Genomic DNA, 15,894 nt, shown 5'->3' with positions numbered 1-15,894 from the left:
TGTTTTTCCAAGTGCAAAGTTAGTGCAAGCCGTGCTAAGAGAAAAATAAAACGCTGTTTAATTTCACCTTAGCACAGCCCGCCACAGGTCACAACCTTGTTTAAGTTCTCTCTACCCCACGGCATCGCGCGGCCCCCACTGCGCAGTGAGCCGCTCGATGTAGCGGCGGGCCTCAGGGTCCTGCATCGACTCGATGTCCTTGACCAGCACCTCCTTGGGTATCATGCTGTAGGCAAAGACAAACTCAAACACCCGCGTGAGCCTGCTCCCGCCGGGGCCGCGGTGGCTGGCCATCCACGAGAGCACCAGCTGCGGGTCGTACTGGTAGCGGTCGCTCAGCGCCAAGGCCAGGTCGTAGATGCCGTTGAACGCATCGGTAGCGTTGTCGAGGCTCTCAAAACGCACCATCCCGCTGCTGGTGGCCAGGCGGTTGAGCCTGTCGAGGCTCTCCTGTCCCGACGAGCGCGGCAGGTAGATGGCCTCGTCCACCTTGTCGGTGAAGGCACTGGTGGCAGGCACATTCTGGCTCTTGTTGCACACGGTGCGCTCAAGCATGATGTGCCCCTGGGCATCGATCCTGTAGTGCAGTTCATTGACTATCTTCCACTTGCAGCCAGTCTTGGTGCACTCAAATTGCGTGGTGTCGACGATGCCTGAGTACAAGCCTTGGTCGCGCACGATGACAAACTCGCCAGGTGCAACAAACTTGAGCAACGACTTTTTGCGTTCCACAAGGCACTGATTGTCCTCGCCTTGCCACGCCGGCTCCTCCCGAAACCACTTGCCGCAATTCATGAAATCGGTGAGCCTGCCCTGCCTGTCGTAGATGCCCACATAGGCCGCCGTGCCGTCGCCGTAGGCCCGCTCATAGGCCACCAGCGTGAAATAGCCTGGCAACGCCTTGATGCCCAGTATGTAGTTCATGACGTCGCGCTGGTCGGGGTTGGTAGTCAAGTCCAACACCTCGTCGAGCAGCGGCACGGCCTGCTTGTTGAAGTCGAGCATGAAGGCCGCATCGTGGCGCGAGTCGATGTGCTCTCGGTCGATGCTGTCGGGCAGCACAATGCCACCTGTAGTCTCGATGCCCAGTTTCTTTAAAAAAGTAAAATCACTCTTCACGGGAGTGACCTTGCCCACAGCCTTCTGGCACGAGCTGAGGCCGATGGCCACAGTCACCAGCAAAACTGCAAATTGTCGTAAAGTGTTCATGCTTTCTATACTTTAGTAATTCATAAAATCTAACACGCACAAAGATAAGACAAGAGATTCACATTGCCAAATTTTAGGCACAACAAAAAAAAGAAAGAGCCAGCGGTCCAGTCAGCTTGTGCGCTCGTCAGTCGTTGTCGGGCGGCGTCCAGGGGTCGACCAGGTTGCCCAGGTAGGTGCGGGCGGCGGCATTGTCGAGGGCATCGATATGGTCGAGCAAGGTGGTTTTTTCCTCAAGTCCGCCAGTATAGATGGTGGAAAAAACAAATGCGAGATGGTTGCCTGACCCGCGGGACTTTGACAGTTAGAGTGTAAAATTTTTTCTAATGAATTGTTGCACAGTTCATTTTTTATTTGTATATTTGTAGCTAATAGTAGTTATTACATTAAAGGATTATAGATATGAAGGCGACATTCGGCACTACGAAGAAGGGCACGTGGGCTTACATCCAGAAGTCGGTGCGCATCGACGGCAAGTCTACCACCAAGACTGTCAGGCGGCTGGGGCTGCTTGAGGACATCAGGCGCAAGTACGGCTGCCAGGACCCGCGCCAGTGGGTCAGGGACCTGGCGGCCCGCATGACCGAGGAGGAGAAGGCCGGCAGGGAGCGCATTTCGGTTGACTTCTACCCGGGCCAGACCGTGGGCAAGGGCGACCTGCCTCTGCGGGCGGGCGGCGACCTGATGCTGCTGCCGCTTTACAACAGGCTCGGCCTGCCCCGCATGTGCGCCGAGATCAAGAAGGCGAGCAAGGCGAAGTTCGACCTCGACGGGATATTGAGGACGCTGGTCACGGGCCGTATGCTCTTCCCCTGCTCCAAGCAGAGGACGCTGCGGAAGGCGCAGGGGCTGGTGCGGCCTCCGAAGTTCGGCGAGGCCGACATGTACCGGGCCCTGAGCCTGCTCTCGGGCCACATCGACGACATCCAGGCCGGCGTCTACGCCTGCTCGGCCAGGTTCATGGAACGCAGGGACAGGGTGATCTACTACGACTGCACCAACTACTACTTCGAGATCGAGGACAACGACAGGGACACGGTGAACATAGAGACCGGCGAGCTCGTGGCCGGGCTGCGCAAGCGCGGCAAGTCGAAAGAGAACCGGCCCAGCCCCATCGTGCAGATGGGCATGTTCATGGACATGGACGGCATCCCGCTGGCCTTTGTGGTCTTCCCGGGCAACGAGTCGGAGCAGGCCACGCTCCAGCCGCTCGAGGATGTGCTGAGGCGCAAGTTCGGCCTGACCGAGTTCGTCGTCTCCACCGACGCCGGCCTGGCCTCGGAGGGCAACCGGCGCTACAACATGGACCAGGGCCGCGACTACATCTGCGTCCAGTCGATCCCCTCGCTGCCCGCCGCCGACCGCCGGGCCGCCGTCGACCCCAGGGGCTGGAGGCTGGGCTACTGCGCCGACGGGGAAAAGGCCAGGCTGCTGCACGAGAAGTACTCCGACGGCGGCCTCTACAACCTGGACGTGCTGCGCGAGGGCGGCCAGGCTGACAGCTCCCTGCTGCGCCAGACCACATTCTACAAGGAGATACTTGTCGACAAAACCGTGAAAGGCCTCAACCCGCAGTGGCTCGAGGCCCGCAGGGAGAACCCCGGCGCAACGCCCGTCGACGCCCGGGGGCGACGCATCAGGCAATGGCAAAGCTCCTCCAGGGCCGAGAGGGTCATCATCACCTACAGCCACGACTTCGCCCTCTTCCTCAGGCACAAGCGCGCCGAGCGCCTCGCGGCGGCCAGGAAGATAGTGGCCAGGGGGCAGGCCAACCCGCGCCGCTCGCAGCAGTCACCGCTCAACTACATAGAGACCATACACAAGACCGACGACGGACAGACGGCCGTCAAGACCGAGATGGTCATCAATGACGACATCCTAGGGCAGGAGGAGAAGCTCGACGGCTTCTACGCCTACGCCACCTCGCTCGACGACGAGGCCGCGTTCGTGCTCAAGGCACGCTCCTTCCATCACGAGATAGAGCACCTGTTCCGCACCACCAAGACCCACCTCGAGGCCAGACCCGTCTACCTCTCCAGGCAGGACCGCATCCGCTCCCACTTCCTCGTCTGCTTCCTCGCACTGCTGCTGCTCAAGCTCCTGCAAAAGCAGCTGGCCGACTCGTTCCCCGAGGCCTACAAGGAGCACCCCCTGACCGTCGACCAGCTGATCGACACTCTCCAGAACCTGCGCTTCGGACAAATCCAGGGACTGGGATACGTGCCCATGTTCCAGCGCACCAGCCTCACCGACCAACTGCAAGAGCTTGCCGGTGTGGAAGTTAACAAACAGATAATCACAAAAGCAGCGATGAACGCGTTCTACCGAAAGGTTAACAAAGGTTAATCCTTGCAGCACCGAAAAATTAGCTACATTACTTTACTATGTAAAGTATTGTGTAGTAACACGTTAATACAACAAACTGTCAAATTAGGAAAGATAAGACAAGAGATTCACATTGCCAAATTTTAGGCACAACAAAAAAAAGAAAGAGCCAGCGGTCCAGTCAGCTTGTGCGCTCGTCAGTCGTTGTCGGGCGGCGTCCAGGGGTCGACCAGGTTGCCCAGGTAGGTGCGGGCGGCGGCATTGTCGAGGGCATCGATATGGTCGAGCAAGGTGGTTTTTTCCTCAAGTCCGCCAGTATAGATGGTGGAAAAAACAAATGCGAGATGGTTGCCTGACCCGCGACGGGAGTAGAGCCAGTTGAGAAACTCGGCCGGGTTGCGGTCGTAGGCATCTCGCACAATGGGTTGCAGGTCGCGAGCCCACTCGTCATGCTCGGGAGCTAAATGCTTGAGGCGTGCGGCCATCTGGTTGATTTTGTCATATTTCGACCTGTCGCTCATGGGCAGGCAGCCCAAGTCGTCGATGGCATAGGCCAGCTTTTGCTCGGCCGTCATGCCCAGTTGCTTTTTCACCACCACGCCCTTGGGCACAAAATGCCCCTTGGCGTCGATGCCGTAGTTGAACTCACGCACTTGTGCCCACACATCGGCGACTTTGTGGTAGGCCTCGCCAGCCACGTTGCCGGCCACCGCTTCATATTCCGAGTTTTCCTTGACAAGCGTGAAGGCATTGTCGCCGTCGAAGCGGCACACTATGTTGTCGCGCTCGACCAGGGCTAAGCCACCCTGGGGGGTGCGGTAGCTGGGCTGCTCACAGTGCCACGTGCCCACGTTCATGTAGTCGGTGAGCCGGCCGGCCGCGTCGTAGACCGCCATGAAGCCCAGGCCGCCCACGCCGGTGTCGAGCGAGAAGTTGATGAGCACGAAGTCGCTGGCAAGCCTGCGTGCCCCCACTATACAACACCCGGCAGGGTCCTCGTCGTCGCCCACGGCATTGGTGCGCGCTACCTGGCCAAGCAAGGCCTCGAAGGCAGCTCCGCCCACGGGGATGCGCACGCTGCTGCTGTCGATTTGCATCTTGTCGTCGAAGGCCACCTTGTCGACATCTTCCAAGCCCAGCCGCTGCAGAAAGGGGGCATGGGCCACAACATCGACGCTTCTCTGGCGAGCACACGACGACCAGCCCATGCACAGGACCAAGGCAAGAATTGCCATGCAGGCTTCTAAATTTCTTATCATTCTCATTAAAAAAAACACAAATCTACTGTAATAATAACGTGAGAACACCAATAAAATTTTAAAACCGTGAGAAAACAGTTTCTCATAAAAGTCGCCAGCCCGTGACAAGGGGGGATAGCCATGGGAAGAATCGTGCATTGCCCACGCAACTGCAACACACAAAAAGAAACAGCGGGAGGCACATCGTCGCGACGCGCAGCCCGCTCAACAATTGTTATTGTGTTTGGAAATTTAACTGTGTATATCCTATAGACGCAAGAAGCCGGCAAATTGTTGCTACAACGCGCCCGGCGAGTCGGCATTCATGATGTGCCACACCGTGCTGAAGAGCAGGGCAAGCGAGATCACAATCAAGATGATGAAATTCACAATGTCGCGCACGGTAATGACCTCGAAGTCGCTGCGCATGATCACCCAGCACCAGCACCCGGCACACACCAGAATGGCAACAAGATAGAGCACATTGCCCACCCAGCGGCAGGGCTTGTGCTGCTTAGGGGGCAAGCGGTTCATGACACGGGCGGTAAACCACTCGTTGTCCTGTGCTTGCTGGCTGCTGCGCTTGAGCAGTCGGGCCAGTTTCTCGTCTTCGGCAGTAGGCCTGTTTTTCTTCATCATATTGCTATACGAAATTATAGTTGTTTTCAAAATTTATAGTCTTTCTCATCTTCTCCTTGGCCCTGTGCAGGCTCGACTTGACGCTGCCCTCGGGCATGTGCATGATGAGGGCAATTTTCTTGATGGGCTGGTCCTCGATGTAGAAGAGAGTCACGGCCGTGCGCTCCACATCGTTGAGCGACTGCATGGCGCGCATCACCGTGAGTTGCGCCTCGGTGGCATCCTGGTGCGCTGAGGTGGGTTCCATGCAAGTCTCGGCCGTGTCGGGCAGCGAGTCCTCGTGGCGCCGGCGCTTCTCGTTGTAGAACTCGTTGTAGGCTATGCGGTAGAGCCAGGTGCCAAAGCTCGAGATGCCCTTGAAAGAGCGAATGCTCACATAGGCCTTGACAAAGGTTTCCTGGGCCAGGTCGTCGGTGAGCATCACGTCGCCGGCGGTGAGATTGAGCAGGAACTTGCGCAAGCGAGGCTGATAGGCCTCGACGAGTTTCCCAAAGGCGCGCCGGTCATCGACCAGCACGCATTGGGAAATCAGTTTCAGTTCTTCGAGTTTGCTCAACATTGCACAACGATGGCTATCACATTTCACTGTTGAGGTTGCTCGCCGGCTTGAGTGTCGTTATTGGCAGGCTCAGGGTTGTTGTGCGGCTTGAACACTGGCGGTTGCTGAGGCTGTGCAGCCGGCTGCTGGCCGTGTTGCTGCTGCCACAGCTGGCGAGCTATCACCTGCTTCTGCTGCTGGTAGTTGATCAGGGCCTGTGCAGCACCTATCAACACCAGTATCGACATCAATGCCACCATCTCGATAGAGCCAGCCGCGGCAAAGAAGAGCATGAGGGCCACACCCACGGCGATGAGCATGAAGCTGCGATGGAACGACCTCCAGTCGAGGTAGGGCTGCACGTTGTTGAAGCCCAGGTTGGCCAAGCCTGCAACCGGGGGCTGGGGGGCTGCCGACTGCGACTGAGATTGAGACTGAGATTGCGGCTGAGCTACAGGCTGTGACTGAACGGGGGCCTGCCGTCCCATCATGGGTGTGCCAGGCAAGGGGTAGTTGTTTTCGATAGCCTTCTCCATCATGCGGTATTTGGCCTTGCGGTGCAAGTAATAGAACAGCAGCGAAAAGAAGATGATGAAAATCACGCCAACCACGGTGCACGTCACTATGTTTTGCACCATTTCCTGCATCATGGCTTGGCGCGCACGCATGTTGGCTTCCCGATTGTCGTAGGCTGCGGCATCATCGGCGGCACCATCGGCGTCTTCGGCAGAATCGGCCGTCGACACGAGGGTGTCGCCAAGAGCGCGTTCGATGATTTTACCAATGTTGATACCGCCCACCACCCGCGTGGTGTCGCCGTCCTCGATGACTGTGGTGGTATCGCCTTTCATGCTCACACTGGTCTTGCTGCTCCAGGCAGGCGTCACGACCGAGGCTGTGAGGAGGAGGAGTAATGTGACTATGACTTTGTTCATGTTGAGAATGTATTTTTTACAGTTGTTGTTCTGAAATCACGTTTTCATGCATTAGACGCAGCCAGTGCAGCAAAAGGTTGCACCGGCTACCTGTTTTTTTCTTTTTTTTGGTGGGCCGTCATCATCGCGCAGGCCTGTTGGCAGTAGCCGGAGCGGTAGTGCCTGGCAGCGTGTTGCCCGTTGCCACAGGTTGCTCTTGCCGCACTTTGCCAGCCGCGCTTGGGGCTGCGTGCCTGCCCTGGTAGTGGTGGATGATGAAACAGGCAAGCACCAGCAGCACAAATATGGTAAAGCTCCACCTGTTGCGCAGCCTCTTGCCCTGCACTTTCTTGTTGATTTGCTCTTGATCGATCATGTGCATTGAAATTTTACACCCTGGGGGCCGACAACAAAGGTACTACAATTGCACGAAACCTAAGGGCTGCCGCAGGCGAGAAAAATAAAAATATTTCACTACCTTTGCAACCGTTAGCCCCGCGCACATAGCGGGTCGGCAGCCGAAACCTAATGATAGTACTACGCAACCGCTACATCCCGTTTCCTGGTTACAACGCCATCAACCTGCTGGGCGTGCTGGTGGTGCACCCCGGGGTGCGGCTCACGCGCAAGCTGCTCAACCACGAGCGCATACACACGGCGCAGATGCGAGAGCTGGGCTATCTGCCCTTCTACCTGCTCTATCTCGTGGAGTGGGCGGTGCGGCTCACGATGTGGGGCAATGCCTATGCCAGCGTGTCGTTTGAGCGGGAAGCCTATGCCCACCAGGGCGAGCTCGACTACCTCAAGCACAGGCGGCACTACGCCTGGCGGGGCTACTTGTGTAAAAAAAACAACAAACAAAAATAGTCATGATTGATATCCAAGCCAACAAAGAAGAATTCAACGCCCTGCTGCGCCAAGTGAACCGCGAGGGCACCGACTACTTGATCGAGGACCTTGAGAACCTGGGCTTCTACGACGCCCCGGCAAGCACCCGCTTCCATCTCGACAGCGACGGCGGCCTGGTAGTGCACTCGCTCAACACCTGCAAGGCAGGCCTCTTCTTGCGCGAGAAGATGATAGCGATGAAGCCCGAGCTCAAGGGCCTGCTGCTCGAGGACAGCGTGATTGTGGCCACATTGCTGCACGACGTGTGCAAGGCCGACGTGTACCAGAAAGTGGTGAAACGCCGCAAAGACCAGTTTGGCAACTGGAAAGACGTGAAGGGCTATGACGTGGACTACAGCAATTTCCCCATGGGCCACGGCGAGAAAAGCGCCATTGTGGTGTTGCGCAGCGGCTTCGACATTCACGACGACGAGATGCTGGCCATACGCTGGCACATGACCGCCTGGGACCTCGCCTTTCAGAACCCAGAGGCCCGCAACAACATCAATACCGCCCGCAACAAGTACCCCTTGTGCTCGCTCGTGAACCTGGCCGACGGCATTGCCGCCAACCTGCTGGAGTGGGGCACCAACGAGCAAGAGGAATTGTAACCATAGCCCGCCGGCATCGTGCGAGGCAACATTCACACACAGGAGACTGATGAAGAAAATTGCAACTACTATTGCAGCAGTGCTCACCGCCATCGCCTCGTGGGCCATCACCACGCCGGGCGCACAGCAAGCTATCGACGCCCTGGCCAGCGACTCGGCCCTGGAGCACGCCTCGATGAGCATCGCCGTGGCCGATATTGCAGCCGACACCATCGTGGCCAGCCACAATATCAACCTGGCATGCATCACGGCATCGACCATGAAGACGGTGACCTCGGCCACAGCCCTCTTGCTGCTCTCGCCCAGCTACACCTTTCACACACCCGTGTATCTTGTGGGCGAGACCAAAGGCAACAAGTTTAAGGGCGACATTGTGATCAAGGGCAGCGGCGACCCCACGCTGGGCTCGGCCTACTGCCCCGCCACCCCCGACATCGTGGGCGAAATCACCAGTGCCCTGCAACAGCGGGGCATCAAGAAAGTAACCGGCCAAATCGTGGCCGTCGACACGCTCATCCCCTTTCCGGGCTACAACGGCTGGTGGGACTGCGGCGACCTGAGCACCGACTATGGCATGGGCGTGCACGGCATCAACTACAGCGACAACCGCACCCATCTCAAGTTCACTGGCACAGGCAACGGCACAATCGCGCAAGCACGCTTTGAGCCCCCGGCACCCGGGGTGGGCATCGTCAACCGCCTGGATCCCGGGGGCAGCAACGACGCGCTGAGCCTGTATCTCGACACCGGCAACCCGGCTGTCGTGCTGGCTGGCGAGGCAGCCGCACGCGACTACGACATTCTCGTGGCCTGCCCCACCCCGGCAGCCATGCTCACCGACAGCCTGCAGCGCGCCCTCTCCAACCAAGGCATCAAGTTCAAGCTCAAGCCTGGCGCCGCCGGCAAGACGAAGCACTGCGACACCACCCTGCTCGTCATGCACAAGTCGCCCAAGCTCGCCTCCATCGTGAGCTCGCTGCTCGACCGCAGCGACAACATGTGGACCGAGGCCCTGCTGCGCGCCATAGCACTGCACAGCGGCCGCCGCCCCACCGCCAGCCAGGGCGTGGAGGTGGTCGACAGCCTGTGGCAAGCCAGCGGGCTCGACACTGGCGCCAAGTTCCAGTACGACGGCAGCGGCCTGGCCCGAGCCAACAAAAACTCGGCCCGCTTCTTTGTGAAAATGCTCGACTACATGGCCACCCACCCTGTCGAGGGTACCTGCCTGCACCAGCTCATGCCCAAAGCCGGCAAGCGCATAGGCAAGCTCCTGCCAGCCACCTCGTTGAGCACTGGCATCGTGCTCAAGTCGGGCAGCATGACCCAGGTGCAATGCTATGTGGGCTACTACCCGGCCAGCAATCCTCGCTACTCGTGGGCCGTGCTCATCAACAACTGGAACTGCAGCCGCGCCGCACTGAAAAACAAGATCGACAACATGCTTATCGGCATCTTTGGCGACATGCACTGAACAAGCGCCTCGAAGAAAAAATACATTTATTCACAAAAAATACCTATTTTTTGAGCTGTAAAGTCGATAATTTTATCTATGTTTGCATTACACATTAAAATGTAAACGACAAAACACTATCGCTATGGATGCTTCTTATGCTCAATTATTGTCGAGAGTTTATGAGCTTGAGGGCTTGCTGCTCCTGGCCGAAAAGAAAGGTGAGGCAACCCCCGGAAAGGTGGTCGACCTCATCAAGGACAAAGCCCGGGCCATCGACACGGCAGCACAGCAGCTCACGCCAGGCGCGGCCGACCAAGCCACAAGTGGCAACGACCTGCCCTGCAACGACTATGACCCCGACGAAACTTGGCAGCACGACAACGGCGAGGAGCCAGGCGAGATTTTCGGGTCGGGCATAGCCTATGTTGAGCCCCAGCACATGCCCGCCGAGCCCGTGGCCGAGCAGCATCCCGCCCCAGTTGCCGACAACGACGACGACGAGCCCACGCCACCCGCCTTCACTCCTGCAAATATCGACATGACTGGCGGCGAGAACAGCGACAACGACATAGATATAGATGACGATGAGGAGGAGGATGAGGAGGAGAACCCTGTGCGCCTCGACGAGCAACTGCAGCGCAACTTGTCGAAGAACATGCGCAAGGCCCTCTCGCTCAACGACCGTTACCGCTTCAAGCGCGAGCTCTTCGGCAACAGCGAACTCGACCTCAACGATGCACTCGACATGGTGCAGTCGATGAAAAGCTACGACGAGGCTACCGACTACTTCTACGGCGACCTGGGTTGGGACAAGGACAACGAAGAAGTGCAAGACTTCATGAGCATCGTGAAGAAGCACTTCTTGTAGACCGCCGCCACAAGGGCATGCAAGCGCTTGTGCTCGAGCCACACTCATCACATATTATATCACACACACACTCTCAGCAATGTCAGGGAAATTATACATAGTGCCTACCCCCGTGGGGAATCTCGACGACATGACGCCTCGGGCAATCAACACATTGCGCGAGGCACAGTTGATTCTTGCCGAGGATACCCGCACAAGCGGAGTGCTGATGAAGCACTTCGGCATCAACACGCCCATGCGCAGCCACCACAAGTTTAACGAGCACGAAACCCTGCCCGGACTCGTGCACGAGCTGCAGGCAGGCGCCGTGATGGCACTGGTGACCGATGCCGGCACGCCGGGCATCAGCGACCCGGGCTTCCTGCTGGTGCGCGAGTGTCGCCGTCACGACATCGAGGTCGAGACACTGCCCGGAGCCACGGCATTTGTGCCGGCGCTGGTCAACTCGGGCCTGCCCTGCGAGCGTTTTGCCTTCGAGGGCTTCCTGCCGCCCAAGAAAGGACGCGCCACGCGGCTTGCAGCCCTTGCCAGCGAGCAACGCACCATGATATTCTACGAGTCGCCCTTGCGCCTGGCCAAGACCCTCAAGCAGCTGGCCGAGGCTTTCGGCCCCGACCGCCAGGCCTCGGTGAGCCGTGAGATTTCAAAGCTGCACAACAGCACCCGCAACGGCACGCTCGAGCAACTGGCCCAGTACTACGAGACCAACGCCCCACGGGGCGAGATTGTGCTGGTGGTGGCCGGTCACGAGCCCCAGGCGGCTGTAAAAGTCGACAAGTACGCCAAGTTTAAAAACAAGAACAACATAAATAATTCAACAATATGAGAAAGATTTTATATTTTGTCGCCGCACTTGTGGTGATGGCCGGCATAGCCTCTATGTCGTCGTGCAAGAAGGACAAGGCCGAGGTCGCCAAAGTCAACCAAGACTCTATCGACAACCTGGCCTTGACCGACTCGCTGGCAACAATACGTGCCGAAAAAGACACGCTTGCAGCCCTCATGATGGAGGTGAGCGACGGTATGAACCAAATTCTCGACATGCAAAACCAAATGAGCGTCGAGAACCTCAACAGCGACTCGCCCGACAAAAAAATCCAATTGCGCAACAACATCCTTGCCATACAGCAAGGCATCGTCGAGCAGAAGCAACGCGTGGCCCAGCTTGAAAAACGGTTGAAGCAATCGACCAACTACAGCGACGCCATGAAGAAGCAGATTGCCAGCCTCAAGCAGCAACTCGACCACCAGGAGTCGATCATCAACAGCCTCACGGCACAGTTGCAAGCCGCCCACGTGACCATCAAGAACTTGAACACCAAGGTCGACTCGCTCAACACCGAAAACGCCCACGTGACCTCGGCCTACAACAGCGCCTCGGCCAGGGCACAAGAAGAGACCCAGCGGGCCAACAACCTGGTGAACGAGATGAACGTGTGCTACTATGTAGTAGGGTCCAAAAAAGAGCTCAAACGCCAGAAAATCATCGAGACAGGTTTCTTGAAGAAGACCAGGGTGATGGAAGGCGACTTCACGCAATCCTATTTCACCAAGGCCGACAAGCGCACGCTCAACCGCATTGCACTGCACAGCAAGAAGGCCGAAATCATGTCGCGCCACCCGAGCGGCAGCTATGTGATTGAGGACGAAGGTGGCCAGAAGGTGCTCAAAATCACCAACCCCAGCCGTTTCTGGGAGCTCTCCAACTACCTGGTGGTGAAAATCAAGTAGAACGAAAAAACGCTTTAGCATAACCCAACTATCATCGGCAACGGGGCAGGCTTCATGCCGCGCCCCGTTGTTGCAATGCAATCAAGCTACACGCAACAACCATGTGCAAGATCATACTGGCATTCGACAAGTTCAAGGGCTCGGCCACATCACGCGAGATTGCCCAAGCTGCACAGCAGGGCATAGCCCGGACGGTGCCTGGAGCACATGTGACGGCGCTGCCTGTGGCCGACGGCGGCGAGGGCACTGTCGAGGCCATTGCCTCGTCGCTGCCGCAAGCCCGCACCCAAACGGTGAGGGTGTGCGCGCCGCTGCCCGGGCTGCCGCCGGTCGAGGCGCAATACATCGTCGACGAGACAAGCCACACAGCTGTGATGGAGCTCTCGGCGGCAAGCGGCCTCACGCTGGTGCCGCGAGCACAACGCAACGTGATGCAGGCCTCGACACGCGGCACTGGCATGATGATCGCCCACGCCATCATGCAGGAGGGGTGCCGCCACATCGTGGTGGGCTTGGGCGGCAGCGCCACGACCGACTGTGCCACAGGACTGCTCTCGGCGCTGGGCTTCGACTTTCTCGATGCCCAAGGCCACAGCGTGGCACCGTGCGGAGCCGGGCTGGCGAGCATCGATAGCATCGACAGCAGCAAGGTGCCCGCCCAGGTGAGGCACACGCGCTTCACCATCTTTGCCGACGTCGACAACCCACTGCTCGGTCCCGAGGGAGCCGCCTGCACCTTTGCTCCGCAGAAGGGTGCCACCCCCCGGCAGGTGGAGCTACTCGAAGCCGGTGCACGCAACCTGGCGCGGCTCATGCCAGCAGGCACGGCAAGCCGGCCAGGAGCAGGGGCGGCAGGCGGGACAGGGGCAGGCATGATGGCGTGGCTCGACTGCGAGATGCTGCCTGGAGCCCAAGCCGTGCTCGACTTCCTGAAATTTGACGAGAAGATAAAAGGTGCCAGCCTCATCATCACGGGCGAGGGCCGCATCGACGCCCAGACGGCCATGGGGAAAACTCCCGCCGCAGTGCTCAAGGCCGGCCACAGGCAAGGCACGCCAGTAGTGGCCCTGTGCGGCACGCTCGACACGGGCTTCGATGTCGACACACTGGGCTTCGACGCCGTGCTGCCCATCGTTGCCGGACCCACAACACTGGCACAGGCCATCGACCGCGACACCTGCCTGCGCAATGTGGAGCGCACGGTAGCGCAAGTCATGAAACTACTAAAACTAACGATATGAAAAAAATCAACTTCGCCCACCTTCTTCTTCTCCTCCTTGCGATTTCAATCATTACACCCCCGACCGCACAGGCCGGCGGCGACGTGCAGCAAGCCCAGGCACTGGCCCGGCGCCTGTCGCCGCGACTGGCCGGCAAAGTGGTGTTCAGGCAGTTGCTGCTCAACGGCAACAACGACGCCTTCGGTATCGAGGGCAAAGACGGCAAGGTCGTCATCACCGGCAACAATGCCAACTCGATGGCCGTTGGCCTAAACTACTATCTCAAGAAATACTGCCTCACCACCGTGTCGTGGTATGCCGACGTGCCCGTCGAGCTGCCCGCCACGCTGCCCGACGTTGCAGTGGCCCACACCTCGACAGCCCGCGTGCCACAGCGATTTTTTCTGAACTACTGCACCTTCGGCTACTCGATGCCCTTCTGGCAATGGAAAGACTGGGAGCGCTTCATCGACTGGATGGCCCTCAACGGTGTCAACATGCCGCTGGCCATCACCGGCCAGGAAAGCGTGTGGTACAACGTGTGGACCCGTCTGGGCATGACCGATGAGCAAGTGCGCAGCTACTTCACCGGCCCCGTCTACCTGCCCTGGCACCGCATGTCGAACATCGACGGCTGGTGCGGGCCCCTGCCCAAGCAGTGGCTCGAGGGCCAGACAGCCCTGCAAAAGCTCATACTGGCACGTGAGCGCGCACTGGGCATGCGCCCCGTGCTTCCCGCCTTTGCAGGCCACGTGCCGCGCGAGCTCAAGACACTGTATCCCAATGCCGACATCAAGCACCTGGGCCAGTGGGACGGCTTTGCCGACCAGTACCGCACCTACTTCCTCAACAGCGAGGACCCGCTCTATGCCAAAATCCAGAAGATGTTTCTGCAAGAGCAATCGCGCCTCTTCGGCACCGACCACATCTATGGCGTCGACCTCTTCAACGAGGTGGCGCCGCCCAGCCTCGAGCCCGGCTACCTCAACCAGGTGTCGCGGCACATCTACGAGTCGCTCAAGGCCGTCGACAAGAAGGCTCAATGGCTGCAAATGGGGTGGTTTCTCTACTACCAGCGCAAAGACTTCACCCCCGAGCGCACCCGGGCCATGCTCACCGGCGTGCCCCAGGGCAAGATGACCATGCTCGACTACTTTGCCGAGCGCACCGAGGTGTGGCGCATGCACGACAAGTTCTACGGCCAGCCCTACATATGGTGCTACCTGGGCAACTTCGGCGGCAACACCGTGCTGCACGGCAACGTCAAGCAGGCAGGCGAGCGCCTGGAGCAAGCCCTGCGCGAGGGCGGACGCAACCTCAAGGGCATAGGCTCAACTCTCGAAGGCCTCGACGTGCAGCAGTTCCCCTTTGAGTACATCTTCGACAAGGCATGGACAAGCCCCGCAGGCGACGCCCAGGTGGCCAGCGACGTGGCCGACCGCCATGCCGGCTACCGCTCGCCACAGGCCCGCAAGGCTTGGGACCTGCTCTACAACCACGTGCTCACCTTCCCGGCCGGCACCAGATATGGCACCGCCGCCACCACCAATCCCGTGCTGGGCAAGCTGGGACACCGCTCGGCCATGCGCTACGATCCCGCCCTGCTGACCCAGGCCTGGCAAGCCCTGGCCGCCCAAGACAGCGTGGTGACCGATGCCATGCGCATCGACATGGTGTGGACCGGCCGCCAGCTGCTGGGCGACCTGTTCGGCTACGAGAAACTCCTCTTCGACAAGGCACTTGCCGCCCGCGACACCGTGGCCATGCACGAGTACGGCAACGAGATGCTGAGCCTGCTGGGCGACATCGACTGCCTCAACGCCCAAGAGCCCCACTGCACCCTCGATGCCTGGGTGCGCCAGGCACGCGCCATGGGCACCGACAAGGCCACAAGCGACTACTACGAGATGAACGCCCGCCGCATCATCACCACCTGGGGCGGCGACCTCAACGGCTATGCCTGCCGCGGCTGGAGCGGACTGGTGCGCGACTACTACCTGCCCTGCTGGCAGGCCTACATCGACGAGGCCATGCAGGCAGCACGTGCAGGCCGCCCCTTCGACGAGAAAGGCTTCAACCAGCGCTTGGAACGCTTCCAGCTGGCCTGGTGCGAACCCGGCACCCCGCACGACGAGGGCATGGACTACCCCCACGACGTGCTCGCCCTCTCGCGCATGCTCCTCAAGAAATACCGCACCGAGCTCGCCGCCTTCATCCAAGCCCACACAGCTACCGCAAGCAACAAAAAATAAAAGCGCAC

At 59.0% G+C, this 15,894-nt stretch carries 15 protein-coding genes; 9 read left to right on the top strand and 6 right to left on the bottom strand.

Annotation, left to right across the window (positions count from 1 at the left end):
- Positions 1-111 precede the first annotated feature (111 nt).
- Positions 112-1,209: a hypothetical protein gene (locus GF423_RS09580; protein ID WP_154328147.1), complete on the bottom strand. Its 1,098-nt coding sequence runs from the start codon at positions 1,207-1,209 to the stop codon at positions 112-114.
- A gap of 402 nt (positions 1,210-1,611) precedes the next feature.
- Between GF423_RS09580 and GF423_RS09575 the strand changes: the two genes are divergently transcribed.
- Positions 1,612-3,555, top strand: coding sequence for an IS1634 family transposase (locus tag GF423_RS09575; RefSeq protein WP_154328146.1), 1,944 nt, complete (start codon positions 1,612-1,614; stop codon positions 3,553-3,555).
- Positions 3,556-3,731: 176 nt separating this feature from the next.
- Here the strand turns inward: GF423_RS09575 and GF423_RS09570 are convergent, their stop codons facing one another.
- From GF423_RS09570 to GF423_RS09550, 5 genes are all read right to left on the bottom strand, one after another.
- Entirely contained in the window at positions 3,732-4,793 is a 1,062-nt protein-coding gene (locus tag GF423_RS09570; RefSeq protein WP_154328145.1) for a hypothetical protein, read from the bottom strand.
- A 276-nt stretch (positions 4,794-5,069) separates the two neighbouring features.
- Positions 5,070-5,411, bottom strand: coding sequence for a hypothetical protein (locus GF423_RS09565; RefSeq protein WP_154328144.1), 342 nt, complete (start codon positions 5,409-5,411; stop codon positions 5,070-5,072).
- 4 nt (positions 5,412-5,415) lie between these two features.
- Positions 5,416-5,970: an RNA polymerase sigma factor gene (locus GF423_RS09560; RefSeq protein WP_235911833.1), complete on the bottom strand. Its 555-nt coding sequence runs from the start codon at positions 5,968-5,970 to the stop codon at positions 5,416-5,418.
- Positions 5,971-5,993: 23 nt separating this feature from the next.
- Positions 5,994-6,884 carry a DUF6249 domain-containing protein gene (locus tag GF423_RS09555; protein ID WP_154328143.1) on the bottom strand — a complete coding sequence of 297 codons (891 nt, stop codon included), beginning with the start codon at positions 6,882-6,884 and terminating at the stop codon, positions 5,994-5,996.
- Between the two features lie 121 nt (positions 6,885-7,005).
- A complete protein-coding gene (locus GF423_RS09550) occupies positions 7,006-7,239 on the bottom strand; it encodes a hypothetical protein (RefSeq protein ID WP_154328142.1) in 234 nt (77 codons plus the stop codon).
- Between the two features lie 152 nt (positions 7,240-7,391).
- Between GF423_RS09550 and GF423_RS09545 the strand changes: the two genes are divergently transcribed.
- The 8 genes from GF423_RS09545 (at position 7,392) to GF423_RS09510 (ending at position 15,886) form a co-directional block, all read left to right on the top strand.
- Complete coding sequence (locus GF423_RS09545; protein ID WP_154328141.1) at positions 7,392-7,730, top strand: hypothetical protein; 339 nt, start codon at positions 7,392-7,394, stop codon at positions 7,728-7,730.
- A 2-nt stretch (positions 7,731-7,732) separates the two neighbouring features.
- Positions 7,733-8,362, top strand: coding sequence for an HD family phosphohydrolase (locus tag GF423_RS09540; protein ID WP_154328140.1), 630 nt, complete (start codon positions 7,733-7,735; stop codon positions 8,360-8,362).
- A gap of 49 nt (positions 8,363-8,411) precedes the next feature.
- Positions 8,412-9,833, top strand: coding sequence for a D-alanyl-D-alanine carboxypeptidase/D-alanyl-D-alanine endopeptidase (dacB, locus tag GF423_RS09535; protein WP_154328139.1), 1,422 nt, complete (start codon positions 8,412-8,414; stop codon positions 9,831-9,833).
- A 124-nt stretch (positions 9,834-9,957) separates the two neighbouring features.
- Positions 9,958-10,683 (top strand): DUF8457 domain-containing protein, encoded by a 726-nt coding sequence (locus tag GF423_RS09530; protein WP_154328138.1) that lies wholly within the window; start codon positions 9,958-9,960, stop codon positions 10,681-10,683.
- Between the two features lie 79 nt (positions 10,684-10,762).
- Positions 10,763-11,509: a 16S rRNA (cytidine(1402)-2'-O)-methyltransferase gene (rsmI, locus tag GF423_RS09525; RefSeq protein WP_154328137.1), complete on the top strand. Its 747-nt coding sequence runs from the start codon at positions 10,763-10,765 to the stop codon at positions 11,507-11,509.
- A complete protein-coding gene (locus tag GF423_RS09520) occupies positions 11,506-12,414 on the top strand; it encodes a Cbp1 family collagen-binding glycoprotein adhesin (protein ID WP_154328136.1) in 909 nt (302 codons plus the stop codon). Before rsmI ends, GF423_RS09520 begins: the two co-directional genes overlap by 4 nt.
- Before the next feature lie 101 nt (positions 12,415-12,515).
- Complete coding sequence (locus tag GF423_RS09515) at positions 12,516-13,655, top strand: glycerate kinase family protein (RefSeq protein ID WP_154328135.1); 1,140 nt, start codon at positions 12,516-12,518, stop codon at positions 13,653-13,655.
- A complete protein-coding gene (locus GF423_RS09510) occupies positions 13,652-15,886 on the top strand; it encodes an alpha-N-acetylglucosaminidase (RefSeq protein WP_154328134.1) in 2,235 nt (744 codons plus the stop codon). The genes GF423_RS09515 and GF423_RS09510 overlap by 4 nt, the downstream gene beginning before the upstream one ends.
- Positions 15,887-15,894: the final 8 nt, after the last annotated feature.

The sequence above is a fragment of the Sodaliphilus pleomorphus genome (assembly GCF_009676955.1).
Lineage (GTDB): Bacteria > Bacteroidota > Bacteroidia > Bacteroidales > Muribaculaceae > Sodaliphilus > Sodaliphilus pleomorphus.
The sequence above is the reverse complement of the archived record's forward strand: the minus strand, read 5'-3'. Positions and strand labels throughout refer to the sequence as shown.